The 23,526-nt window shown below is 65.2% G+C and carries 20 protein-coding genes; 5 read left to right on the top strand and 15 right to left on the bottom strand.

The window, feature by feature from the left end:
- Positions 1-187: 187 nt before the first annotated feature.
- From SOX55_RS09995 to SOX55_RS09980, 4 genes are all read left to right on the top strand, one after another.
- Entirely contained in the window at positions 188-649 is a 462-nt protein-coding gene (locus tag SOX55_RS09995; protein ID WP_325287306.1) for a MarR family winged helix-turn-helix transcriptional regulator, read from the top strand.
- Positions 646-1,932, top strand: a complete 1,287-nt coding sequence (locus SOX55_RS09990; RefSeq protein ID WP_325287305.1) for an iron-containing alcohol dehydrogenase — start codon at positions 646-648, stop codon at positions 1,930-1,932. The genes SOX55_RS09995 and SOX55_RS09990 overlap by 4 nt, the downstream gene beginning before the upstream one ends.
- Complete coding sequence (locus SOX55_RS09985) at positions 1,856-3,235, top strand: aldehyde dehydrogenase (protein WP_325287304.1); 1,380 nt, start codon at positions 1,856-1,858, stop codon at positions 3,233-3,235. The genes SOX55_RS09990 and SOX55_RS09985 overlap by 77 nt, the downstream gene beginning before the upstream one ends.
- 82 nt (positions 3,236-3,317) lie before the next feature.
- A complete protein-coding gene (locus SOX55_RS09980; protein WP_325287303.1) occupies positions 3,318-3,845 on the top strand; it encodes a GNAT family N-acetyltransferase in 528 nt (175 codons plus the stop codon).
- A gap of 75 nt (positions 3,846-3,920) precedes the next feature.
- Here SOX55_RS09980 and SOX55_RS09975 read toward each other — a convergent pair whose 3' ends face one another.
- The gene (locus tag SOX55_RS09975; RefSeq protein ID WP_325287302.1) at positions 3,921-5,291 is read right to left on the bottom strand and encodes an MATE family efflux transporter; all 1,371 of its coding nucleotides are present in this window, start codon (positions 5,289-5,291) and stop codon (positions 3,921-3,923) included.
- 163 nt (positions 5,292-5,454) lie between these two features.
- On the opposite strand from SOX55_RS09975, the gene SOX55_RS09970 reads away from it, so the two are divergent.
- Entirely contained in the window at positions 5,455-6,300 is an 846-nt protein-coding gene (locus SOX55_RS09970) for a DegV family protein (protein WP_325287301.1), read from the top strand.
- A gap of 65 nt (positions 6,301-6,365) precedes the next feature.
- On the opposite strand, the gene SOX55_RS09965 is transcribed toward SOX55_RS09970, so the two are convergent.
- From SOX55_RS09965 to SOX55_RS09900, 14 genes are all read right to left on the bottom strand, one after another.
- Positions 6,366-7,757 (bottom strand): YfcC family protein, encoded by a 1,392-nt coding sequence (locus SOX55_RS09965; protein WP_325287300.1) that lies wholly within the window; start codon positions 7,755-7,757, stop codon positions 6,366-6,368.
- 15 nt (positions 7,758-7,772) lie between these two features.
- A complete protein-coding gene (gene argF, locus SOX55_RS09960; RefSeq protein ID WP_325287299.1) occupies positions 7,773-8,771 on the bottom strand; it encodes an ornithine carbamoyltransferase in 999 nt (332 codons plus the stop codon).
- Between the two features lie 211 nt (positions 8,772-8,982).
- A complete protein-coding gene (arcA, locus tag SOX55_RS09955; RefSeq protein WP_325287298.1) occupies positions 8,983-10,200 on the bottom strand; it encodes an arginine deiminase in 1,218 nt (405 codons plus the stop codon).
- Between the two features lie 144 nt (positions 10,201-10,344).
- The gene (locus SOX55_RS09950; RefSeq protein ID WP_325287297.1) at positions 10,345-11,058 is read right to left on the bottom strand and encodes an ABC transporter ATP-binding protein; all 714 of its coding nucleotides are present in this window, start codon (positions 11,056-11,058) and stop codon (positions 10,345-10,347) included.
- A complete protein-coding gene (locus SOX55_RS09945) occupies positions 11,051-11,893 on the bottom strand; it encodes an ABC transporter ATP-binding protein (RefSeq protein ID WP_325287296.1) in 843 nt (280 codons plus the stop codon). Before SOX55_RS09945 ends, SOX55_RS09950 begins: the two co-directional genes overlap by 8 nt.
- A complete protein-coding gene (locus tag SOX55_RS09940) occupies positions 11,890-13,002 on the bottom strand; it encodes a branched-chain amino acid ABC transporter permease (RefSeq protein WP_325287295.1) in 1,113 nt (370 codons plus the stop codon). The genes SOX55_RS09945 and SOX55_RS09940 overlap by 4 nt, the downstream gene beginning before the upstream one ends.
- A 13-nt stretch (positions 13,003-13,015) precedes the next feature.
- The gene (locus tag SOX55_RS09935) at positions 13,016-13,894 is read right to left on the bottom strand and encodes a branched-chain amino acid ABC transporter permease (RefSeq protein WP_325287294.1); all 879 of its coding nucleotides are present in this window, start codon (positions 13,892-13,894) and stop codon (positions 13,016-13,018) included.
- A 152-nt stretch (positions 13,895-14,046) separates the two neighbouring features.
- Positions 14,047-15,246 carry an ABC transporter substrate-binding protein gene (locus SOX55_RS09930; protein ID WP_325287293.1) on the bottom strand — a complete coding sequence of 400 codons (1,200 nt, stop codon included), beginning with the start codon at positions 15,244-15,246 and terminating at the stop codon, positions 14,047-14,049.
- A gap of 368 nt (positions 15,247-15,614) precedes the next feature.
- Positions 15,615-17,483, bottom strand: a complete 1,869-nt coding sequence (ftsH, locus tag SOX55_RS09925) for an ATP-dependent zinc metalloprotease FtsH (protein ID WP_442873621.1) — start codon at positions 17,481-17,483, stop codon at positions 15,615-15,617.
- Positions 17,480-18,031, bottom strand: coding sequence for a hypoxanthine phosphoribosyltransferase (gene hpt, locus SOX55_RS09920; RefSeq protein WP_325287292.1), 552 nt, complete (start codon positions 18,029-18,031; stop codon positions 17,480-17,482). Before hpt ends, ftsH begins: the two co-directional genes overlap by 4 nt.
- Positions 18,028-19,380: a tRNA lysidine(34) synthetase TilS gene (gene tilS, locus SOX55_RS09915; protein ID WP_325287291.1), complete on the bottom strand. Its 1,353-nt coding sequence runs from the start codon at positions 19,378-19,380 to the stop codon at positions 18,028-18,030. The genes hpt and tilS overlap by 4 nt, the downstream gene beginning before the upstream one ends.
- Positions 19,364-20,716 (bottom strand): replicative DNA helicase, encoded by a 1,353-nt coding sequence (gene dnaB / locus SOX55_RS09910; RefSeq protein ID WP_325287290.1) that lies wholly within the window; start codon positions 20,714-20,716, stop codon positions 19,364-19,366. Before dnaB ends, tilS begins: the two co-directional genes overlap by 17 nt.
- A gap of 45 nt (positions 20,717-20,761) precedes the next feature.
- Positions 20,762-21,208: a 50S ribosomal protein L9 gene (gene rplI, locus SOX55_RS09905; RefSeq protein ID WP_325287289.1), complete on the bottom strand. Its 447-nt coding sequence runs from the start codon at positions 21,206-21,208 to the stop codon at positions 20,762-20,764.
- Between the two features lie 41 nt (positions 21,209-21,249).
- A complete protein-coding gene (locus SOX55_RS09900) occupies positions 21,250-23,238 on the bottom strand; it encodes a DHH family phosphoesterase (RefSeq protein ID WP_325287288.1) in 1,989 nt (662 codons plus the stop codon).
- Positions 23,239-23,526 lie beyond the last annotated feature (288 nt).

The following is a 23,526-nucleotide window of genomic DNA, read 5'->3' as shown; positions in this document are numbered from 1 at the left end:
CAGCTACATCATAGTCTATAGAAAAGGAAAATACCGTCACTGTCTGTCGAACCGAAAAATCTTTTGCCGGAACCCTGTTTTTTTCTGAAGCATCCGGCGAAACCCACCATATTTACGGAAAATGTTGACAAATCAACTTTCCCCCGCTATACTCATGTTGTTTTATCAACATCTTCCAGGAGGCGCTATGACACAGCGATTTGAAATTTTCACCGGCGCCATCTCCCAGATCTACCGCTGCATCCAGAAGCTGAAGGCGGCGGAGATGACGGAGATGGGGCTGAAGGGGGGCCACGTGTCCTGCCTGTTTCAGCTGAACCATCACCCGGAGGGCCTCACCGCCGCGGAGCTGTGCGCCCTGTGCGACGAGGACAAGGCCGCCGTCTCCCGGACGGTGGCGGATCTGGAGGAGCGGGGGCTGGTGGCCTGCCGGTCCGCCGCCGGGCGGCGCTACCGCAGCCCCCTGACGCTGACGGACGCGGGCCGGGAGGCCGCCGACCGGGTGGACCGGAGCATCCGCCGCATTGTGGACGAGGCGGGCCAGAGCCTGACGGATGCCCAGCGGAATGAATTCTACCGCGCCCTGCTGCTGATTTCCGCCAATCTGCAGCAGCTGTGCGGAAAGTACGAGGAGAACAGCGAAGCATGAATCTGATCAACAAACTCTATTGCCGGGCCTTTCAGCGGGTGCTGTGGCTGGCGCTGCCCCTGCTGCCCTACCGGGACCCGGAGACGCTGGACAGCGTCCGGCAGCTGCCGGAGGTGCTGCGCGGCCGGGGTGTGGAGCGGGTGCTGCTGGTGACGGACCGCCAGCTCCGCTCCCGGGGACTCACCGCCGCCCTGGAGGAGCTGCTGCCCCAGGCGGGCATCGGCTGCACCGTGTATGACGGCACCGCCTCCAACCCCACGGCGGACAATGTGGAGGAGGCCCGGGAGTTGTACCTGCGGGAGGGCTGTCAGGCTCTGGTGGCCTTCGGCGGCGGGTCCTCCATTGACTGCGCCAAGGCCGTGGGCGCCCGGCTGGCCCGGCCCCGGAAGCCTTTGCGGCGGATGGAGGGCATTCTGAAGGTGCTGCGGCCCATTCCGCTGCTAATCGCCGTGCCCACCACCGCCGGCACCGGCAGCGAAACCACTCTGGCGGCGGTGATCACCGACCCCGGAACCCACCACAAGTACCCCATCAACGACTTTCCCCTGATCCCCCGGTACGCGGTGCTGGACCCGGAGGTCACCCGCAGCCTGCCCCCCGCGGTCACCGCCACCACCGGCATGGACGCCCTGACCCACGCGGTGGAGGCCTACATTGGCCGCTCCACCACCGCCCACACCCGCTCCGACGCCCTGGAGGCCACCCGTCTGGTGTTCGCCTACGTGGAGCGGGCCTACCGGGACGGCGGCGACATGGAGGCCCGGCAGGGCATGTCCCGGGCGGCCTATCTGGCAGGGCGAGCCTTCACCCGCTCCTACGTGGGCTATGTCCACGCCGTGGCCCACTCCCTGGGCGGGCGGTACAACATTCCCCACGGCCTTGCCAACGCGGTGCTGCTGCCGGTGGTACTGGAGGCCTACGGCCCCGCCGTCCACCGGCCCCTCCACGAGCTGGCAGTGGCCGCCGGCATCTCCGACGCCGGCGAGTCCCACGCGGCGGGAGCGGAGCGGTTCCTGGCCGCCGTCCGGGCCATGAACTACCGCATGGGCATCCCCCGCACCCTGCCGGAGATCCGGCGGGAGGACATTCCGGCCCTGGCCCGGTACGCCCACCGGGAGGCCAATCCCCTGTACCCCGTCCCGGTGCTGTGGGACGCGGGACAGCTGGAGATGTTCTACTACAAAGTGATGGAAGGAGGGGAGGAGCTTGACCGAGCAGGAGATCCGGCAGGCCGTGGAACGGCAGCGGGCGTGGTTTCAAAGCGGGCACACCCTGCCTGTTGACTTCCGGCTCCGGGCCCTGAGGCGGCTGAAGGACGCCGTGGAGCGGCGGGAGGCGGACATTGCCGCCGCCCTCCGGGCGGACCTGGGCAAAAGCGGCTTTGAGGGCTACATGTGCGAAATCGGCATGGTCCGCAGCGAGCTGAGCCATATGCTCCGCCGCGTCCCCCGGTACGCCCGGGAGCGGACCGTCCCCACCCCCCTGGCCCAGTTTCCCTCCCGCAGCTTCGTAAAGCCCTCCCCCAAGGGCGTGGTGCTGATTATGAGCCCCTGGAACTACCCCTTCCTGCTGACCATGGGGCCGCTGATCGACGCCCTGGCGGCAGGCTGCACCGCCGTGGTGAAGCCCAGCGCCTACTCCCCCGCCACCTCCGCCGTCATGGCGGAGCTGCTGTCGGAGTGCTTCCCGCCGGAGCACGTGTTCCCGGTGACCGGCGGCCGGGCGGAGAACCAGCGGCTGCTGGACCAGAAATTCGACCACATCTTTTTCACCGGCTCCCAGGCGGTGGGGAAGGAGGTGCTGCGCCGGGCGGCGGAGCACCTGACCTCTGTGACGCTGGAGCTGGGGGGCAAAAGCCCCTGCATTGTGGACGAGACGGCGGACCTGGCCCTGGCGGCCCGGCGCATTGTGTTCGGCAAGTTCCTCAACTGCGGCCAGACCTGCGTGGCGCCGGACTACCTGCTGTGTCCGGAGAGCATCCGGGACCGGCTGCTGGGGGAAATCGTGAAGGAGACGGAGCGGCAGCTGGGGAAGGACCCCCTGGCCAATCCCGACTACGGCCGCATCATCAGCGAAAAGCACTTCCGCCGCGTTCTGGGGCTGCTGGACGAGGAGAAAACCGTTCTGGGCGGCCGGGCGGAGGCGGAATCCCTGCGCATCGCCCCCACGGTGCTGCGGGACGTGACCTGGGAGGACCCGGTGATGCAGGAGGAAATCTTCGGGCCGGTGCTGCCGGTGCTGACCTATGAGCGCTTTGAAGACCTGTTCCCCCTGCTGGCCCGGCGGCCCACGCCGCTGGCGCTGTATTTCTTCTCCTCCGACAAGCGCCGCATCCGGCAGGTGAAGGAGCGATGCGCCTTCGGCGGCGGCTGCGTCAACGACACCATCATCCACCTGGCCACCACCGCCATGGGCTTCGGCGGCTGCGGGGAGAGCGGCATGGGGGCCTACCACGGCCGCCGGGGCTTTGAGACTTTCTCCCACCGCAAGAGCATGGTGGACAAGAAAACCTGGCTGGACCTGCCCATGCGCTACCAGCCCTACCGGCCCTTCCACGAAAAGCTGATCCGCCTCTTCCTGCGGTAACCGCCGGGCGGTTGACTTCCGGCAGCGCCTGTGGGATAATCGGACTGACAGACACGGCGGCTTTGACCACAGGGAGGACATCATGATTCGGAAAGCGGAGGCCCGGGACATCGGGCAGATTGAGGAAAGCTACGAAGAGCACCTGCGCCACGAGCAGGAGCACGGCGCCTACACCGTGTGGAAGGCGGGGGTTTATCCCACCCGGGCCACGGCGGAAGCGGCCCTGGCCGCCGGCACCCTGTACGTCTGCGAGGAGGAGGGAGACATTCTCGCCAGCATCATCGCCGACCACGCCCAGCCGGAGGAGTACCGGCAGATTGACTGGCTGTATCCGGCGGAGCCGGAGCAGGTGCTGGTGATTCATCTGCTGTGCGTCCGCCCCTCCAAAGCCGGTCGGGGCATCGGCCGGGAGATGGTGCGGTACGTCATCGCCCGGGCGAAGCAGCTGCACTGTAAGGCGGTGCGGCTGGACACCGGCGCCCAGAACACGCCCGCGGCCACCCTGTACACCCGGCTGGGCTTCCGGCTGGCCGGCACCTCCGCCATGGCCATCGGCGGGCTCATCGCCCACAGCGGCCACCTGTTCTTCGAGATGGCCGTGGACGGCTGACCGCTTTTCACAGAGACGCAAAAGCCTCCGTATGATGAAATCATACGGAGGCTCTTCTTTTTCCGGCGGGGCTGGTCATTTCTCCAGCTCCGCCATGGTTTTCCGGAACTGGAAGAAGAACATGGCGGCGGTGGTGCACACCGCCAGGAGGTCCGCCACCGGCTCTGCCAGGAACACGGCGAACACCTTGTCGGCGAAGAAATGGGGCAGAATATAGATCAGCGGCACCAGCAGGATGATCTTCCGCAGAATGGCCAGAAACAGCGACGCCTTGGCGTTGCCCAGGGCGATGAAGGTCTGCTGGCAGGCGATCTGGACGCCGAAGATGCCGGTGGCACCCATGTAAATCCGCAGCGCCCAGGCGGCGTAGTCGATGAGGGCCGGGTCGCTGTTGAAAATGGACACGAACACCCGGGGAAACAGCTGGGCCAGCGTCCACATGGTCATGGAGTACACCACGCAGCACCTCAGCAGGCACCGGTACGCCGCCCGCACCCGCCGGGCGTTCCGGGCGCCGTAGTTGAAGCTGACAATGGGCTGCGCCCCCTGGGTCAGGCCCTGGAGGGGCATCATGACGAACTGCATCAGGCTGATGAGCACCGTCATGGCGCACACCGCCTGGTCGCCGCCGTATTTCAGCAGGGAGGAGTTGAAGCACACGGCGATGAGGCTCTCCGTGGACTGCATGATGAAGGGCGCCAGACCCAGGGCGATGCAGGGCAGGAACACCTTGGGCTGCGGCCGCAGGTTCTCCCGCCGCAGCCGCCACTTGCTCCTGCCGCCGGTGAGAAACCGCAGCACCCAGGCCGCCGACACCGCCTGGGAGAGGATGGTGGCCAGGGCCGCTCCCCGGACCCCCATATTCAGCACAAAGATGAAGACGGGGTCCAGCACAATGTTCAGTCCCGCGCCGATGAGCACCGTCCGCATGCTGACGGTGGTGAAGCCCTGGGCGGTGATAAAGGCGTTCATGCCCAGCGTCACCTGGACGAACAGCGTGCCCAGGGTGTAGATCCGCAGGTAGTCCAGGGCGTAGCCGATGGTGTTGGCGCTGGCGCCGAAGGTCAGCAGCAGCGGCTCCGCCAGCGCCTGGAAGAGCACCGTCAGCACCAGGGAGGTGCACAGGAGCAGGGTGAAGCAGTTGCCCATGATCCGCTCCGCCCCTGCCAGGTCTCCCCGGCCCTCCTGAATGGAGGCCCGGGGCGCGCCGCCCATGGCCATCAGCGCCGCAAAGGCAGACACCACCATAATCAGCGGCAGGCACACCCCCAGGCCGGTGAGGGCCAGGGCGCCCACGGTGTCCACCGGCTGCATATGGCCGATGTACACCCGGTCCACCAGATTGTAGAGCATGTTGACGATCTGGGAGGTGATGGTGGGCAGCGCCAGGCGGAACAGCAGCCGCCCCACGCTTCCCTGAGACAGGTCTGTGGTCTTTTGATCCATAGGGGTCCTCCGATCCTTTGATTGTTCTAAATTGAACCATATCTTATCACGGGCCGCCCCGCCGGTCAAGTCGCCGGGCGGATTGCCATTGACAAATTTCCCGCTGCGCGGTAGCATATTCCTGACAGATTTTACGGAAATATGTCGGATAAAGGAGTTGCCTATGACTTACAACATTGTCTGCGACAGCAGCTGCGACCTGCAGGCCTCTGCCCTGCAGCCCGGCCGCGTCAGCCTGGAGGTGGTCCCTCTGCGGATCACCGTGGGTGAGCGGGAGTTTCTGGACAACGCAGAGCTGAGCATCCCCATGCTGCTGGCGGAAATGGCGGCGGAGAAGAGCGCCTCCGGCACCGCCTGCCCCTCCCCCGCCGCCTTTGCCCGGGCCTTTGAGACGGCGGACTGCTCCATCTGCTTCACCATCTCCTCCAACCTGTCCGGCACCTACAACGCCGCCGTCATGGGCCGCAACATGGTGCTGGAGGAGCACCCGGAGAAGAAGGTCTGCGTCATTGACTCCAAGAGCACCTCCGGCGCCATGGTGCTGCTGGTCCGGAAGGCCCAGGCATTGCTGGAGGCGGAGGATGAGCCGGACTTTGAGGCGGTGTGCGACCAGCTGCGGACCTATCAGGCGTCGCTGCGCACCGTGTTCACCCTGGAGTGCTTCGACAACCTGATCAAAAACGGCCGGATGCGCCCTCTGGTGGGCAACCTGCTCCACACCCTGGGCATCCACGTCATCGCCAACGCCACCGCCCAGGGCACTATCCACGTCTGCGGCAAGGCCCGGGGCGAGGCCAAGACCTACCAGTCCATTGTGGAGCACATGCAGGGCAGCAAGGACTGCACCGGCGCGGAGGTGGTGCTGTCCCACTGCGAGAATCTCACCGGCGCGCTGCGGCTGAAGGAGCTGATGCTGAAGGAGCTGCCGGTGAAGGATGTAACCATCCTGTCCTGCCGGGGCCTCACCAGCTTCTACGCCATGGAAAACGGCCTCATCGTGGGCTACTGAGCCGCCAGTTCCTTTGACGGATAAAACGCAAAAACCCCGGCGTCCGCTGGACGCCGGGGGTTTTTTCAGCTCAATACCGTGCCCAGGGCCAGGAACACCACCGTCAGCACCAGGAAATACAAAATCAGCTTCCACACGTACCGGAACCAGCGGTCGTAGCCCACGTGGCCCAGGGACAGCGCCCCCATCACCACCGCCGCCGTGGGGGTGATGATGTTCACCAGGCCAGAGGCGGTCTGGAAGGCCGTCACCACCAGCGCCCCGCTGACGCCGGAGAACTCCCCCAGGGGCGCCAGAATGGGGATGGACAGCGTGGCAAGGCCGGAGGAGGAGGGGATCAGCACCGTCAGCGGCAGATACAGCAAAAACACCAGCAGGGTGAAGCCCACCGGCCCCGTGCCGGACAGGGCCTCCTCCCCCCAGTGGAGGATGGTGTCCGTCACGTTGGCGCCGTTCATCACCACGGTGATGCCCCGGGAGATGCCGATGATGAAGGCCACGCCCAGAAGGTCCGCGCAGCCCGCCACGAAGCACTCCGCCAGCTCCTCCTCCCCCATGCGGTCGATGAGGCCGATGACGATGGCCCCCACCAGAAACAGGGCGGACAGCTCCGGGAACCACCAGCCCAGCACCGGCAGGGGAAGGCCCATCTCGTCGAAGGGCACCACGCCGTAGACCATCACCAGAAACACGGCGGCAAACACCGCCAGCACCCACTTGCGGCGCCTTGTGAGAGGCCGGGGCTCCGCCGCGTTGACGTGGAGCTTTCCCGCTCCCACGCCCACCACCGAGGCGGAGGGATCCCGCTTCACCCGGGCGGCGTAGGCGGAGACGTACCAGATGGCCGCCCCCTCGAACACCACCCACATGACGGCCCGCAGCACCAGGCCCTCCCCCAGGGACACCCCGGCGAAGCCCGAGGCGATGCCGGTGGCGAAGGGGTTGACGGTGGAGGCGATGACGCCGGCCCCCGCCCCCAGCAATATCACGGAGATGCCCACCACCGCGTCATAGCCCGCCGCCAGAAACACGGGAATCAGCAGCGGGTAGAAGGCCATGGTCTCCTCCCACATGCCGTAGGTGGTGCCGCCCAGGCCGAAAAACACCATCAGAATGGGAATCAGCCACTTTTCTCGGCCGCCCAGCCCCCGGATGGCCCCGGAGACTCCCGCGTCGATGGCGCCGGTTTTCATCACCACGCCCAGAAAGCCGCCCACCATCAGAATGAACAGGCACACGTCCACCGCGTCGTAAAAGCCCTCGAAGGAGGCTTTCAGCACGTCCCCCACCGTGGCGGGGGTGGGGTCCACCGGGTGGTAGGTCCCCGCCACGGGGACGCCGCCGGCGTAGTCATAGCTGCCCGCCGGGATGAACCAGGTGGCGATGGCCACCGCCGCGATGAGGGCCAGCAGAATGGTATAGGCGGTGGGCATCCGGAATTTGCGTCGTCCGGCCAAAGGCCATCCCTCCTTTTACCGGCCGATGGTGGCCACCAGCACGGCCTTGATGGAGTGCATCCGGTTCTCCGCCTCGTCGAACACCACGGAGTGCTTGCCCCGGAACACCTGGTCGGACACCTCCCGGATGTCCACCCCTTTGGCCTGCCACTCTTTGGCCAGCTTCGTCTCAAAGTCATGGAAGGAGGGCAGGCAGTGCATATACAGCACGTTGGGGTTGCCGGTTTTTTTCAGCGTCTCCTCCGTCACCCGGTAGGGGGACAGCAACTTTGCCCGCTCCGGGATCAGGTCCTCCTCCCCCATGGAGGCCCAGATGTCGCCGTAGATCACGTCGGCGTCCCGCAGGCAGTCGGGATCGTCGGTGATCTCAATGAGGCCGCCGTTTTCCCGGGCGGTGGCGAAGGTGGTCTGCACCACCTGCTGGTCCATCTCCTTTGCCAGCTGCTCCGGGCCCATGGCCACGAAGTGCATGCCCATTTTCGCCGCGCCGATCATCCAGGCGTAGCACATGTTGTTCCGCACGTCGCCGGGGAACACCACCTTCACCCGGTTCAAAGGCTTGGCGCAGTGCTCCTCGATGGTCATCATGTCCGCCAGAATCTGGGTGGGGTGGTCGGCGTCGGTGAGGCCGTTCCAGACAGGGACGCCGGAGTATTTCGCCAGGTCCTCCACCGCCTGCTGCTCATAGCCCCGGTACTCGATGCCGTCGAAGAACCGGCCCAGCACCCTGGCAGAGTCCTCCAGGGACTCCTTTTTGCCCATCTGGGAGCTGGCGGCGTCCAGATAGGTGACGTGGGCACCCTCCTGGGTGGCCGCCACCTCGAAGGAGCAGCGGGTGCGGGTGGAGGTTTTTTCAAACAGCAGCACGATGTGCTTGCCCTTCAGGGTGGGATCGCAGATACCCGCCCGGCGCTTGGCCTTCAGGTCGTGGCCCAGGTCCAGCAGATACCGGATCTCGCCGGGGGTGAAGTCCTGGAGCGTGAGAAAGCTCCTGCCTTTTAAGTTGACTGCCATGATACGTTCTCCTTTGGTTTTGTAGAATATGGGGAGGGGCCGGGGAACCGCAGGTTCCCGGTTCGTTTGCCCGCAGGCAAACGAAGGAAGTGGAATTATTTTTCCGGCGACATGTGCGGCGGAAAAATACCTTGACCTGTGCGCCCTTGGGGCGCACACACCAGTCCGCAGTCTGGTGTGGGGGAATCTAAAGGGGGGACTTGTCCCCCCTTTACGGGTCTTCCCGCCACAAAGGCATGCTCATGCACCTCGGGCCGCCCCGGCCCCGGGACAGCTCCGCGCTGGGGATCACGTGGAGCTTCACCCCCGCCTCCTCCAGCGCCCGGTTGGTGACGTGGTTCCGGGAGTACACCACCACCTCGCCGGGGCCGATGGCCAGCGTGTTGGACCCGTCGCTCCACTGCTCCCGGGCGGCGTCGATCTCGCTGCCCTGGCCGCAGGGGATCAGCGTCACCCGGTCCAGCCTCAGCTGCTCTTTCAGAATGTCCTCCAGACGGCCCTCCTGCTGGCGGATGGTCATCTTCCCGTTTCCGTCCAGCTCCATGACGAACACGGTGATCTCCCGCAGGATGTTGGGGTGGACGGTGAACTTGTCCCGGTCCACCATGGTGAACACGGTGTCCAGGTGCATGAAGGACCGGGTTTTGGGGATGTCCACTGCCAGCACCCGCTTGAAGGTTTTGCTGCCCGTCAGCACCGCCTCCGCCAGCTGGTCGATGGAGTCCTCCCTGGTCCGCTGGGAGATGCCTACCGCCAGCACCTCTGGCGACAGCACCAGAATGTCGCCCCCCTCCAGGGAGGAGGTTTCGCCCCGGTCATACCAGCGGGGGGCGTTTTTGTACTCCGGGTGGTGCTCGAAGATGAACTTGCCGAACAGGGTCTCCCGGTTGCGGGTAGCGGTGTGCATTCTGTGGATGGAGACGCCGGTGCCGATGGTGGCGAAAGGGTCCCGGGTGAAATACAGGTTGGGCAGCGGGTCCACGGCGAAGGGATAGTCATCGTCGGAGAGGAAGTCCCCCAGCCGGGCGGCTCCCCGCCGCAGCTCCGACTTCCGCACGCCGGCCATGCAGGCCTCCACCAGCTGCCGGTCCGGCAGGTCGGAGAGGTACTCCTCCAGGGCGTCCCGGGTCCGCTGGTCCCGCAGCCCCGCCTCGTCCAGGAACTGGGTGATGAACTCCTGACGCACCGTCCGGTCCGTCAGGCTCTGGGCGGTGAGGTCCGCCAGGTACACCACCTCCACCCCCGCCCCCCGCAGGCAGTCGGCAAAGGCGTCGTGCTCCCGCTGGGCCTCCTGCAGATAGGGGATGTCATCGAACAGCAGCCGCTCCAGGTACTCCGGCATCAGGTTCTCCAGCTCCCGGCCCGGGCGGTGCAGCAGCACCTTTTTCAGCCGCCCGATTTCCGAGGTATTATGCAATCCAGTTTCCAAACAGCTCACTCCTTCTTGCGCCCGCGGCGCAGGTCTTGCCGGAGATAGCTTTTCTTCCTTTCGCGTTTTCATGCGCGGGATTTTGAAAAAAATCGGGCGGCAGTGCCAAAAGCACTGCCGCCCGGAACAAACGGGGGACTCTCGTTATTTCTTATGCTTGCCCAGGTAGGCCTCTTTCACCTTGTCATTGGCCAGCAGCTCCGCGCCGGTGCCGCTCATGGTGATGCGGCCGGTCTCCAGCACGTAGGCCAGGTCCGCAATCTTCAACGCCATGTTGGCGTTCTGCTCGATCAGCAGCACCGTGACGCCCTGGCGGTTGATCTCCCGGATGATGGCGAAGATGTCCTGCACCACCAGGGGCGCCAGGCCCAGGGACGGCTCATCCAGCATCATCAGCTTGGGACGGGACATCAGCGCCCGTCCCACTGCTAGCATCTGCTGCTCGCCGCCGGACAGCGTGCCCGCCAGCTGCCACTCCCGCTCCTTCAGCCGGGGGAACAGCTCATAGACCCACTGGATGTCCTTTTCGATCTCCGCCTTGTCCCTGCGGAGGTAGGCGCCGATTTTCAGGTTCTCCAGCACCGTCATGTCCGGAAACACCCGGCGGCCCTCGGGACTCATGGCGATGCCCTCGCTGATGATTCTGTCGATGGACTTGCCCAGCAGCTCGCTGCCGTTCCACTGGATGGAGCCGGACCGGGCCTTCACCAGGCCGGTGATGGTCCGCAGAGTGGTGGACTTGCCGGCGCCGTTGGCGCCGATGAGGGTGACGATCTTGCCGTCAGGCACCTCCATGGAAATGCCCCGCAGGGCCTGGATGCCGCCGTAGGCGACGTGGAGATTTTCAATTTTAAGCATCTTCCGCCACCCCCAGATACGCGTCAATCACCCGCTGATTGTTCTGAATCTCCGCTGGCGTGCCCTCGGCGATCAGCTTGCCGAAGTCCAGCACGTAGATGCGGTCGGAGATGTCCATCACCAGGTCCATGTGGTGCTCGATCAGCAGCACCGTCAGGCCGAATTTGTCCCGGATCTCGCCGATGAAGGCCGTCAGTTCGTCGGTCTCCTGGGGGTTCATGCCCGCCGCCGGCTCATCCAGCAGCAGCAGCTTCGGCTCCGTGGCCAGCGCCCGGGCGATCTCCAGCCGCCGCTGCTTTCCGTAGGGCAACGAGGTGGCCAGCTCGTTCTTCACGTCCAGCAGGCCCACCGTCTCCAGCAGCTCCTCCACGTGGCGGCGCTGCTCCGCCTCCTCCTTCCGGTTCAGCCGCAGGGACGCGGCCAGGAAGTTGGTGTGGGTGCGGCAGTGCTTGGCGATGAGCACGTTGTCAAACACCGTCTGGGACTTCCACAGGCGGATGTTCTGGAAGGTGCGGGCCATGCCTAACTTTGTGATTTTGTCCGGGGTGGGGGCCAGGACGTGGGTGTACTCCCCGTCATGCTGGCCCTTGTAGAGCTTTTTCATCTTGCCCTGGGGGTGGTTTTCCACGATCTTCTCGTCCATGAACCACACCGCACCGTTGGTGGGCTGGTACACGCCGGTGATGACGTTGAAGGCGGTGGTTTTGCCGGCGCCGTTGGGGCCGATGAGGGCCACAATCTCCCCCTCGTTGACCTCCATGCTCAGGTTATCCACGGCCACCACGCCGCCGAACTGCATGGTGGCGTTTTCCACGCGCAGAACGTTCTTGCTCATTGGGCCGCCTCCTTCTTTTTCCGGGCTTTGGGCTTCCGGTCCAGCAGGTCCGGCAGCTCCTTATCGCCCATGATGCCCTTGCGGAAGAACAGCACGATGACCATGATGATCACCGACAGGGCCACCATGCGGAAGCCGTTTTTGAAGATGCCGGGGGCGTTGATGCCCAGGAAGGTGCCGGCGTCCAGGCCCCGCAGCAGCCACTCGGAGCTGAAGATATACAGGAAGCTGGCCAGAATGGAGCCGGTGATGGAGCCGATGCCGCCGATGACCACGATCAGCAGAATCTCATAGGTCAGGGTGCTCTTGAAGGGCGCCGCGGCGATGGTGCCCATGTACATGGCCATCATGCCGCCGCCGATGCCGGCGAAGAAGGAGCTGATGATGAAGGCCATCCGCTTGTGCTTTGCCAAGTTGATGCCCATGGCCTCCGCCGCCACCTCATCGTCCCGGATGGCCTTGAAGGCCCGGCCGTAGGTGGAGTTGATCAGCAGCAGGATCAGCGCGATCATGATGCCCGCCAGAATCACGTAGGGCGTGGCTTTGGAGAAGGTAGGATAGCTTTTCAGCAGGTTGGAGCCGTTGGTAATGGGACCCAGGGCGTTCCACTGGAAGAAGGCCCGCAGAATCTCGGCGAAGCCCAGGGTGGCGATGGCCAGATAGTCGCTTTTGAGCCGCAGCACCGGCAGGCCGATGAGGAAGGCCATAAAGGCCGCCAGCAGGCCGCCCAGCAGCAGCACCAGCAGCATGCCCACCACGGTGCCCGCGCTCTCCCCCAGGACGCCGGAGAGGACCTCCGGCACGGAGAACTGCACGGCGCCGCCGTCGAAGTACTGGTAGACGCCCGCCCGCTTGGCCACGGGGATGGTCAGCACGGCGTAGGTGTAGGCGCCCAGCAGCATGAAGCCAGCCTGGCCCAGGGAGAACAGGCCGGTGAAGCCGTTGAGCAGGTTCATGGACACGGCCACCAGGGCGTAAACCGTGGCCTTTTTGATGACGGTGATGACAATGTGGTAGCTGGGGAACACCATGTCCGCCACAATCACCGCCGCCAGCACCAGCAGGAGAACCGCCGCCGTAAAGACGGTCTTTTTCTTTTGCATTGTCATATCCTTCCCCTCCTTACACCTTGTCGGTGACCTTTTCGCCGAACAGGCCCGTGGGCTTGACGCACAGCACCACGATCAGCAGGGCGAAGGTGAAGGCGTCGGAGAAGGTGGTGTAGCCCAGGCCCTTGATGACCTCCTCGCACAGGCCGATGATGAAGGCGCCCACCACAGCGCCGGGGATGGAGCCGATGCCGCCGAACACCGCCGCCACGAAGGCCTTCAGGCCCGGCATGCCGCCGGAGGTAATGGCCACGGAGGGGTAGTTGGTGAAATACAGCATGGCGCCCACGGCGGCCAGGAAGGAGCCGATGACGAAGGTCATGGAGATGACGGCGTTGATTTTGATACCCATCAGCTGGGCCGTCTCGAAGTCCTTGGCGGCGGCCCGCATGGCCATGCCGATCTTGGTGTGGTTGATAAGGTACACCAGCGCCAGCACCAGCAGGATGGTCAGCACGGGGGTCACCAGGGTCACCCGCTTGGTGGACACGCCCAGCAGCGTCACGTTGTCGGAAATCCAGGGAATGGGGTTGTTGACGGGCTTGGGCACGCCGCCGGTGATGTAGAACGACAGGTTCTGAATCAGGTAGCTGACGCCGATGGCGGAGATCATGACGGACATCCGGGGTGCGGAGCGCAGGGGCTTGTAGGCCGCCCGCTCAATGAAGAAGCCCAGGGCCACCGTCACGATCAGCACCAGGGGCAGTGCCACGTAAAAGGGCATGGCGGAGGTGGTGTAGACCATCACCAGTCCCGCCACCATGAACACGTCGCCGTGGGCGAAGTTGATCAGGCGCAGAATGCCGTAGACCAGCGTGTAGCCGATGGCGATCAGCGCGTACTGGCCGCCCACGGAGATGCCGTTGATGAGATAAGGCAGTATTTCGCTCATGGGAAAACCTCCTGTGGTTTTTCTCTTTTCGCGGGGACTGGGCCGTCTCGAAAAGGCGGAATTTCCGTCCTTTCGAGGCGACCCAGGAACGGGGAAAAAGGGGATGGCGGGCGGAAATCCCCGCCATCCCCTTTCCGGATTCAGGAATGCGGTCAGCCGACGGTCTGGACCTTCACGAAGTCCCACACGCCGTCAGTGGTGTTGGCGGTCTTGATGAAGGCGGAGTCGCGGACGGCGTCGCCCACATCGTCGAACTGGATCATGCCGGACACGCCCTCATAGGAAACGCCGGGCAGGGCCTCCAGAACGGCCTTGGGATCGGTGCTGCCGGCAGCCTTGATGGCCTCCAGAGCAGTGAAGTAGGCGTCATAGCCCATGGCGGTGACAGCGGCCACCATGTCGTCGCCGCCGTTGTTGGTCTTGGCGTCGGCGTTGGCGTTGATCCACTCCTTGATGCCGGAGTCGAAGTCGGGAGCGCCGCCCTCCTGATAGAAGGTGGTGACAAAGGCGCTGATGTCCTTGCCCTTGGCGCTCTCAATGACCTTGTTGTTGTCCCAGGTGTCGGAGCCCAGCAGAGCGCCGTCAAAGCCCTGGGCCGCGGCGGCCTCGATGATCAGCTGGGCGTAGTTGATGGACACGGGAGCGAAGATGACGCCGGCGCCGGCGGCCTTGGCGTTGTTGATGTAAGAGACGAAGTTGGCGGTGCCCTCGGGGAACTCCTCCGCCTTCACGGTGCCGCCCAGGCCCTCGAAAGCCTCGGTGAAGTAGTACACCAGGCCCTGGTCATAGTCGCTGCCCAGCATGCCCAGCACGTAGGCGTTGGTGACGCCCAGCTCGTTGTAGGCGTAGTTGGCCAGAACGGTGCCCTGGAAGGGATCCAGGAAGCAGATGCGGAAGTAAACGGAGCAGTCAGAGGTGACCTGGGGGTTGGTGCAGGTGACGCCGATGGCGGGGATGCCGGCTTCCTCAAACACCTTGCCGCCGGCCATGGACACGCCGGAGCCGTAGGAGCCCAGCACTACGGACACGCCCCGGTTCACCAGCTCGGAGGCGGCGGAGGGGCCGTTTTCGGCGGAGGTGCGGTTATCCACGATTTCCAGCTGCACGTCATAGGTCTCGCCGCCAATCTCCACGGTGGGCTGGACGTAGTTGGCGTACTGCATGCCCAGAATCTCCTGCTTGCCGCCGGCGCCGTTGTCGCCGGTCTGGGGCTCGAACACGCCGATCTTCACCACCTTGTTGCCGGAAGCGGCAGGGGCGGAAGCGGCCGCGCTGCCGGAGCTGCTGCCGCCGCAGGCGGCCAGGCTCAGGCTCATGACCATGGCCATGGCCAGTGCAAGAAACTTTTTCATTCGTTTTTCCTCCTTCATTGTCCCAGCGCCGTCCAAACATCGGCCACTGAGAGAACATATTCGCATTCTACGGAATTTCCCGCCGCTTTGCAAGATGAATCCTACACAAGAAATCCACCCCGTTTTCCGGGGGATTTTTCCGAAAAACTCCGCTGCACCCGTTCATTTGTCCGTATATTGGAGACATTCTGCGGTATGCCCTGGTTTTTACCCCGTGAGTGTTCTTCTATGGTGGACAGTCGTTTTGGTGATTTCGCCGAATCGGGGCCTGTGAGTTTTTGCGTTTTCGCACGTTCTCCACAGAAAAAGCGCTCCGGTCCGGGGGATTCCGGGCCGGAGCGCGCGGTGCTTCACGGGATGCCGCCGGGTCACGCCTCCGCGGGGGCGGCAGTGTTGTCCCCGGAGGGGTCCGTCTCGCCGAACACCGCCAGGAAGGCGGCGCGGTCCATGGTCTCGTGGGCCAGCAGGTACTGGGCCACGGTTTCCAGCTGCTTCCGGTCCCGCTTCAGGATGTCCTCGCAGCGCTGATAGGCCTCGCCGATGACGGAGCGGACCTCCTCGTCGATCTGGGCGGCCACCTGCTCGGAGTAGCTGCGGCCCTGGGACATGGTGCGGCCGATGAACACCTCGTGGCCGGAGTCGAAGGACACGGCGCCGATTTTCTCGCTCATGCCGTACACCGCCACCATCTTGTGGGCGATCTGGCTGGCCCGCTGGATGTCGTTGGACGCGCCGGTGGACACGTCTCCCAGCACCAGCTGCTCCGCCACCCGGCCGCCCAGCAGCGCGGCGATCTGATCCTGCAGGTAGGATTTGGACAGGTAGGACCGGTCCTCCTCCGGCAGGGAGATGGTCATGCCGCCGGCCTGGCCCCGGGGAATGATGGAAATCTGATTCACCGGGTCATGGTTGGGCAGGGCGTGCATCACCACGGCGTGGCCGGCCTCATGATAGGCCGTCAGCTTCCGCTCCTGCTCCGGAATCACCCGGCTGCGCTTCTCGGGGCCGGCGATGACCTTGATCTCCGCCTCCTCCAGATCCGCCATGGTGATGAACCGCCGGTCCTTCCGGGCGGCCAGCAGCGCCGCCTCGTTGATCAGGTTCTCCAGGTCGGCGCCGGTGAAGCCGGGGGTGCCCCGGGCCACCTTCTCCAGATCCACGTCCTCCGCCAGGGGCTTATCCTTGGCGTGGACCTCCAGCACCGCCTTGCGGCCCCGGATATCCGGCATGCCCACATAGACCTGCCGGTCAAACCGGCCGGGCCGCAGCAGCGCCGGGTCCAGCACGTCGGCCCGGTTGGTGGCGGCCAGCACCACCACGCCCTCGTTGCGGCCGAAGCCGTCCATTTCCACCAGCAGCTGGTTCAGGGTCTGCTCCCGCTCGTCATGGCCGCCGCCCACGCCGGTGCCCCGCTGACGGCCCACGGCGTCGATCTCGTCGATGAACACGATGGCGGGGGACTGCTTCTTCGCCTGCTCAAACAGGTCCCGGACCCGGGAGGCGCCCACGCCCACGTACAGCTCCACAAAGTCGGAGCCGGAGATGGACAGGAAGGCCACCCCGGCCTCGCCGGCCACCGCCTTGGCAAGCAATGTCTTGCCGGTGCCCGGAGGGCCTACCAGCAGCACGCCCTTGGGAATCCGGGCCCCCAGGGCGATATACTTCCGGGGGTCTTTCAGGAACTCCACGATCTCCGCCAGTTCCTCCTTCTCCTCGTCGGCGCCGGCCACGTCATCAAAGGTGACGGTTTTGTCCTTGTCGCTGAGGGTGCGGACGTTGGCGGAGCCGAACCGGGCCATCTTGTCCGGCCCCATGCCGCCCTGGGCGCGGACGGCCAGGAAATACCACATCAGGCCGAACATCAGGGCCATCATCAGGTAGGGCAGCAGCGTCTGCAGCAGCCCCGGGGAGTGGGCGGCCTGATAGTCATAGTGGGTGATGAGACCCTTCTGCTCCTGCTGCTGAATCAGATCCCACAGATCGTCCTGGAACAGATCCAGATCATACAGCTCGTACTGCACCGTCTCCCGGCCGTTCACCGGCTGGCGCAGCTTCATGGTCAGGGTGTAGTCGGAGACGGAATAGCTCTCCACCTTCTCCTGAATGAACAGCTGGCGGACCTCGGAATAGTCCAGTTTTCCCTCCTGGGCAGCGCTCTGCCACAGGTAGGAGAAGCCCAGCAGGATGACCAGCATCAGCGCCACCATGCTGAAATTGGGTGTTTTCGACCGTTTCACTTGGTATAGACCTCCGGTTTCAGTACGCCGATATACGGCAGATTGCGGTAGTGCTGGGCGAAGTCCAGTCCGTAGCCCACCACAAACTCATCCGGCACCACGAAGCCCGCCAGATCGGCGTCCACCGCCTTGGCCCGGCGGGAGGGCTTATCCAGCAGGGTGACGATGGTGATGGAGGCGGCGCCCTTGGTCATCAGATAGTTCTTCAGGAAGGCCAGGGTGTTGCCGGAGTCCAGAATGTCCTCCACGATGATGATGTCCCGGCCGGTGATGTCCTGCTGGACGTCATGGGTGATCTGCACCCGGCCGGAGGACATGGTGGAGTTCTGATAGGAGGAGACGGCGATGAACTCCAGGTCGCTGTTCACCGGGCAGGCCCGCACCAGGTCCGCCATGAACACGAAGCAGCCCTTCAGCACCCCCAGGAACAGGGGATTCTTTCCCTGGAACCGCTCCGCCAGCTCCCGGCCCATTTCGCCGATCCGGGTCCGGATTTCCTCCTCCGTCACCAGCACTCGGGCAATATCTTTCTCCAGCTCGTTGATCATAGTACCTCTCCTCCGTCGGTTTTCAGAATTCGGATAAAGCGGACGGGGCCGGTCCCCCGGTAGCAGGAACCGTCATCCGCGCCAAGCCGCCACACGGCGGCCAGTCTGCCGTTGAGATAGATGGCGGGCAGCTTCTCCCGCTCCGCCAGGGAAATGCCCCGGTCCAGGCACAGCCGCTTCACCGTGCGGCCGCCGCCGTGGGTCTCCGGCAGCGTCAGCCGCTCCCCCGGCGGACAGGGACCCACCGCAACGGTTTCGTCTCCGTCCCGGAGGGCCAGGCCCTCCCCATCCGGGTGGTCCAGCAGTGTCAGCGTCCAGCCGTTCCACGCCGCCGGCACGCCGGGCCGCAGCTCCGCCGTCTCCGGTACGCCGCTGCGGCAAACCCGCAGCACCGCCTCCTCCCGCCGGGCCGTCAGGCCGTAGGGCAGGTGAATCTCCTTCCCCGGCCGGCTCCGGAGCAGCTCCAGGACGGCCTCCGTATGGGCTGCGGTCAGGTCCTTCCGGTGTCCGCCGGTCCGCTCCAGCAGCAGCCGCGCCGCCCGGGTCACCACCGCCTCGGGCTGGCCGCCGCAGCTCTCCACCGGCAGCCAGGCGGACCGCCCCGGCTCCGTACCCCCCTGCTCCAGCAGCTTCTCCGCCGCCCATGTCAGGGCCTCCTCGTCCCGGAGGGCCAGCTCCGCCGTCCGGGCCATGTTCTCCGCCGCCCGGGGGTTCAGCTCCCGCAGCACAGGCAGCACCCGGTGGCGCAGCACGTTCCGGGCCGCATCATCCAGTTGGTTCGTCTCGTCCTCCACGTGGGGAATGCCGTGGGCGGCGGCGTAGTCCGCCAGCTCCCCCCGGGAGATCCGCAGGAAGGGGCGGAGGATGTTCCCCCGGACCTCCGGAATCCCCGCCAGGCCCCGGATGCCGGTGCCCCGCAGCAGGTTCAGCAGCATGGTCTCCGCGTTGTCATCGGCGTGGTGGGCCGTCAGGATGGCGGCGCAGCCCTCCCGCGCCGCCGTCTCCTCCAGAAAGGCGTACCGCAGCGTCCGGGCCGCCTCCTCCACGGAAAGGCCCTCCCGCGCCGCCAGCTCCCCCACATCGCCGGAGCCGGCGAACAGCGGGATGCTCTCCCCGGCGCACCAGTCCCGGACGAAAGCCTCGTCCCGGTCCGCCGCGGCGCCCCGCAGCCGGTGGTTGAAATGGGCGGCCAGAACGGTGAAATTCCCCGTCCGCCCCCAGGTGCGCAAAAAGTGCAGCAGACACATGGAGTCCAGTCCGCCGGACACGGCGCACAGCACCCGCCCGCCGCCGGGCAGCTCCCGGCGCAGCAGGTTCCGGGCCGCCGCCAGCTCACTCGTCGTCGCCATGGCGGTTGTCCAGGGTGGAGAACTGGGTGTACTCCGGCATCCAGCGCAACTCCACCTTGCCGGTTTCGCCGTGGCGGTTCTTGGCCACGATGCACTCGGCGATGTTGCGCTTTTCGGAGTCCTCATTATAATAGTCATCCCGGTACAGGAACATGACAATATCCGCGTCCTGCTCGATGGCGCCGGATTCCCGCAGGTCCGACAGCATGGGCCGCTTGTCATCCCGCTTCTCGTTGGCGCGGGACAGCTGGCTCAGGCAGATCACCGGTACGTCCAGCTCCTTGGCCATGATCTTCAGCATCCGGGAGATGTCGGACACCACCTGCTGGCGGCTCTCCCCGCCGCCGCTCTTGCCGCCGGCGGAGGTCATCAATTGCAGGTAGTCGATGACCACCAGGCCCAGATTGTCCAGCCGGCGGCACTTGGCGTTCATGTCCGCCACCGTCAGCATGGGGTTGTCGTCGATGCGCATATCCAGGCGGTTGAGCACCATGGAGGCGTCGGCGATTTTCTGCCAGTCCGTCTCCCGCAGGTTGCCGGTTTTCAGCCGCACGTTCTCCACCAGCGCCTCCGTGGACAGCAGGCGGGTCACCAGCTGCTCGCTGGACATTTCCAGGGAGAACACCGCCACCGTTTTCTGGGTGGTCTTGGCCACGTTCAGGGCGATGTTCAGGGCGAAGGAGGTCTTGCCCATGCCGGGGCGGGCCGCCAGCAGCAGCAGGTCCGACTTGTTCAGGCCCGTGATTTTGGCGTCCACGGCGGAGAGGCCGGTGGAAAGGCCCGGCAGGTGCGTCTCGCTCTCGCTCATCTCCGACAGCCGGTCCAGCACGTCCGGCAGCACCTGCCGGATGGGCACCATGTCCTTGGCGCTCTGGCCCCGGCGGATGGCGAAAATCCGCTGCTCCGCCGCCTCCAGGGTGTCGGAGGCGGTGCCCACCCCCTCCTGGACCATGGCGGTAATCTCCGAGGCCGCCTGGGCCACTGACCGCAGCAGCGCCTTGTCCCGGACGATCTTCACGTACTCCATCACGTTGGCGGAGGTGGGGGTGATCTCCATCAGCTGAACCAGGTAGCTGCGGGTGGTATTCTCGTCATAGGTGCCGTTTTTCTGCATCTCCTCCGCCACGGTGATGCCGTCCACCGGGCGGGAGTAGGCGAACATGGAGTAGATGGTCTCAAAAATCTCCCGGTTCTGCCGCAGGTAGAAGTCGCCGGGCTGCAGCTTGTCCATCACGTCCTTGATGCACTCCGGATCGATGAGCATGGAGCCCAGCACCGCCTGCTCCCCCTCCAGGGAGTGGGGCATCTGCCGCAGCAGCAGGTCCTCGTTTGCCATGGAATTCACCTCCTGGGGAATGTGCCGCCCTCCGGCGGCCGGGGATCAGGCCTCCGTGACGGTGACCTTCACCACGCCGCTGACCTCAAAGCCCAGCTTCGCTTTCACCTCGTAGGTGCCGAAGGCCTTGATGGGCTCATCCAGCACCAGCTTCTGCTTGGGAATGTCCAGGCCGAACTGGGCCTTCAGGCCCTCGGCGATTTCCTTGGTGGTGACGGCGCCGAACAGGCGGCCGCCGTTGCCGGCCTTGGCCGTCAGCTTCACGGTGCAGTCCTTCAGCTTCTGGGCGGCGGCGATGGCCTCCTCCCGCTGGCGCTGCTCCTCCGCCCGGCGGGCCTTCTCCTTCAGGTTCATGGTGTTGATGGCATCCGGCGTGGCCAGGATGGCCAGCTTCCGGGGCAGCAGATAGTTGCGGGCGTAGCCCTCGGACGCTTCAATCATCTGGCCCTTCTTGCCCTGGCCCTTCACGTCCTGCTGTAAAATCACTTTCATATCGGTAATCTCCTTTTCTTGTCCCGGCCCTCAGGGCCGCTTTAATCTGCCAGATAGTTGTCGATGGCCTCCACCAGCCGCTCCCGGACGTCGGCCACGCTGGCGTTTTCCACCCGGCCGCCGGCGGTGGTGGAATTGCCGCCGCCGCCCAGGGCCTCCAGAATCACCTGCACGTTGATGTCCCCCAGGGACCGGGCGGACATCTGCACGCCCTCCCCGGACCTGGTCAGCACGAAGGAGGCCTTCACCCCCTTGAGGGTCAGCAGCTCGTCCGCCGCCTGGGCGCCGGCCACCCGGTCCACGCCGCCGGGCTCCACCGCGGCGCTTGCGATGTCGTCGTACAGAATCTCCGCCTGGCGCATCACGTCATAGCGGGTCACCACGTCGCTGAGCTCATTCTGGAACAGCCGCTGCACGTCCGCCGTGTCGGCGCCGGCCCGGCGCAGGAAGGCCGCCGCCTCGAAGGTGCGGCCGCCGGTGCGCATGGTGAAGTGCTTGGTGTCCAGCACGATGCCCGCCAGCAGGGCCACCGCCTCCTCCCGCAGCAGGTCCGTGGGCTCCACCAGGTAGCCCAGCAGCTCCGTCACCAGCTCGCAGGCGGAGGAGGCGTAGGGCTCGTGGAAGTTCAGCGCCGCGTTTTCGATATAGCTGGACGCCCGCCGGTGGTGGTCGATGACCGCCACCCGGTTGCTGGCCTCCAGCACCTGGCGGGACTCCACAAAGTCGGGGCGGTTGGTGTCCGCCACCACCACCAGCGCGCCGGGCTGCATCCGCAAAAAGGCATCCTGGGGCGTGACGAACACGTTTTCGTACTCCGGCAGCGCCCGCAGCTGGCTCAGCAGCCCGCCGGCGGCGTTTTTCTCCAGATTCATGACGATCTGGGCCTTCTTCCCCCGCTTCCGGGCGATGCAGCAAAGGCCCGCCGCCGCGCCCACGCAGTCCATGTCCGCGAAGGTGTGGCCCATGATATAGACCTGGCCGGCGTCGGTCATCAGCTCGCCCAGGGCGTTGGCCATGACCCGGGATTTCACCTTGGTGCGCTTCTCCGTGGCCTTGGTGCGGCCGCCGTAGAAGGCGAAGTCCAGCCGGTTGCGGACCACCGCCTGGTCGCCGCCCCGGGACAGGGCCATCTCCAGGGACAGATTGGCGTTTTTGTATAGCTCCGCCAGCGTGTCCGCCTCCACGCCCACGCCGATGGACAGCGTGGGGTTCAGGGTCTCGGACACCCGGATGTCCCGGATGGTATCCAGCACGGAAAACCGCTCCGACACGAACTTCTGGAAGTACTGCTCCTCAAACACGAACAGATAGTGGTCCCGGTCGGTCTTGGTCAGAAGGCCGGCGTCCCCGGTCCACTGGCTCAGCTTCTCGTCGATCTGGGCCAGCACGGCGCTGCGCTGGGTGTCGGCGCAGGCCTTCATCAGGTCCTCGTAGTTGTCCACCTGCATCAGGGCGATGACGGGCCGGGAGGCGGCAAACCGCTCTTTCAGCCGGTCGGCGTCGGTGGTGTCCACCCAGTAGGTGGTGGCCACCAGGTTGGGGCTGCCGTCCCGGGCCTTGGCCCGGACCATGCTGCCGTAGACCTGGAATTGGCGGCCGTTCATCTCCACCCGGCGGGGACACTCCTGCCTGCCCTCCAGCAGCCACTGGAGGGGGAAGTCGGGCACGGTGTCCTCCACCTTGATCTCAAAGCGGTGCTCCCGCACCCCCGCCAGCTGCAGGAAGTTCTCGTTGCTCCAGATCACCTCGCCGGTGTCCGGGCGGAACACCATGATGGGCAGGGGCGAGTTGATGAGGGTGGACTTGCTGGCGGTGTCCACGCTGCCGGTGACGCTGTCAATGTATTGCAGGATGCCCTGGCGCCGCTTCTGGCTGTTCCGGGTGAAGTAGACGTACAGGGCCGCGGTGACCGCCAGCTCCGCCGCCGACAGGGCAGGCTTCACCGGAAAAGCCGCCAGCGAAAAGACCAGCAGGCAGAAAAAGTAAAGCTTCATGTTGGGCTCCAGCAGCCGCGACAGCTTTTTGTTCATGCTCTCACTCCCATTCAAACAGAGCCTTGCTCTCCGTTTCCTGATACAGGCGCTATCATATCAGTTTGTAATTATAGCAGATGTGGACGCCATGTGCAAGTTGGGTTTTCTTTGCACCGGTCCCGGTGCGGGGGGGGAGGCAGCGAAGGTTGCGGCTTTTGCACCGGTCCCGGCGCCGGGAGTGCGATGAAAATCGCGGGCTTTGCACCGGTCCCGGTGCGGGGATGCGCCCCCACTTTTCTTTGCACGGGCAAAGAAAAGTGGGGGCCGGAAACCCGCGATTCCCCG

The organism is Dysosmobacter sp. (assembly GCF_034093755.1).
In the GTDB taxonomy this organism is placed as follows: domain Bacteria; phylum Bacillota; class Clostridia; order Oscillospirales; family Oscillospiraceae; genus Oscillibacter.
Note: the sequence above shows the minus strand (reverse complement) of the source record. Positions and strands in the feature narration are given on the sequence as shown.

What these genes read in the sequence shown, in the direction of transcription:
- SOX55_RS09995 (WP_325287306.1), top strand. Translation starts at nt 188, where the DNA reads ATGACACAGCGATTTGAAATTTTCACCGGCGCCATCTCCCAGATCTAC.
- SOX55_RS09990 (WP_325287305.1), top strand. Translation starts at nt 646, where the DNA reads ATGAATCTGATCAACAAACTCTATTGCCGGGCCTTTCAGCGGGTGCTG.
- SOX55_RS09980 (WP_325287303.1), top strand. Translation starts at nt 3,318, where the DNA reads ATGATTCGGAAAGCGGAGGCCCGGGACATCGGGCAGATTGAGGAAAGC.
- SOX55_RS09975 (WP_325287302.1), bottom strand. Translation starts at nt 5,291, where the DNA reads ATGGATCAAAAGACCACAGACCTGTCTCAGGGAAGCGTGGGGCGGCTG.
- SOX55_RS09970 (WP_325287301.1), top strand. Translation starts at nt 5,455, where the DNA reads ATGACTTACAACATTGTCTGCGACAGCAGCTGCGACCTGCAGGCCTCT.
- argF (WP_325287299.1), bottom strand. Translation starts at nt 8,771, where the DNA reads ATGGCAGTCAACTTAAAAGGCAGGAGCTTTCTCACGCTCCAGGACTTC.
- SOX55_RS09950 (WP_325287297.1), bottom strand. Translation starts at nt 11,058, where the DNA reads ATGCTTAAAATTGAAAATCTCCACGTCGCCTACGGCGGCATCCAGGCC.
- SOX55_RS09945 (WP_325287296.1), bottom strand. Translation starts at nt 11,893, where the DNA reads ATGAGCAAGAACGTTCTGCGCGTGGAAAACGCCACCATGCAGTTCGGC.
- SOX55_RS09940 (WP_325287295.1), bottom strand. Translation starts at nt 13,002, where the DNA reads ATGACAATGCAAAAGAAAAAGACCGTCTTTACGGCGGCGGTTCTCCTG.
- SOX55_RS09935 (WP_325287294.1), bottom strand. Translation starts at nt 13,894, where the DNA reads ATGAGCGAAATACTGCCTTATCTCATCAACGGCATCTCCGTGGGCGGC.
- SOX55_RS09930 (WP_325287293.1), bottom strand. Translation starts at nt 15,246, where the DNA reads ATGAAAAAGTTTCTTGCACTGGCCATGGCCATGGTCATGAGCCTGAGC.
- hpt (WP_325287292.1), bottom strand. Translation starts at nt 18,031, where the DNA reads ATGATCAACGAGCTGGAGAAAGATATTGCCCGAGTGCTGGTGACGGAG.
- tilS (WP_325287291.1), bottom strand. Translation starts at nt 19,380, where the DNA reads ATGGCGACGACGAGTGAGCTGGCGGCGGCCCGGAACCTGCTGCGCCGG.
- dnaB (WP_325287290.1), bottom strand. Translation starts at nt 20,716, where the DNA reads ATGGCAAACGAGGACCTGCTGCTGCGGCAGATGCCCCACTCCCTGGAG.
- rplI (WP_325287289.1), bottom strand. Translation starts at nt 21,208, where the DNA reads ATGAAAGTGATTTTACAGCAGGACGTGAAGGGCCAGGGCAAGAAGGGC.
- SOX55_RS09900 (WP_325287288.1), bottom strand. Translation starts at nt 23,238, where the DNA reads ATGAACAAAAAGCTGTCGCGGCTGCTGGAGCCCAACATGAAGCTTTAC.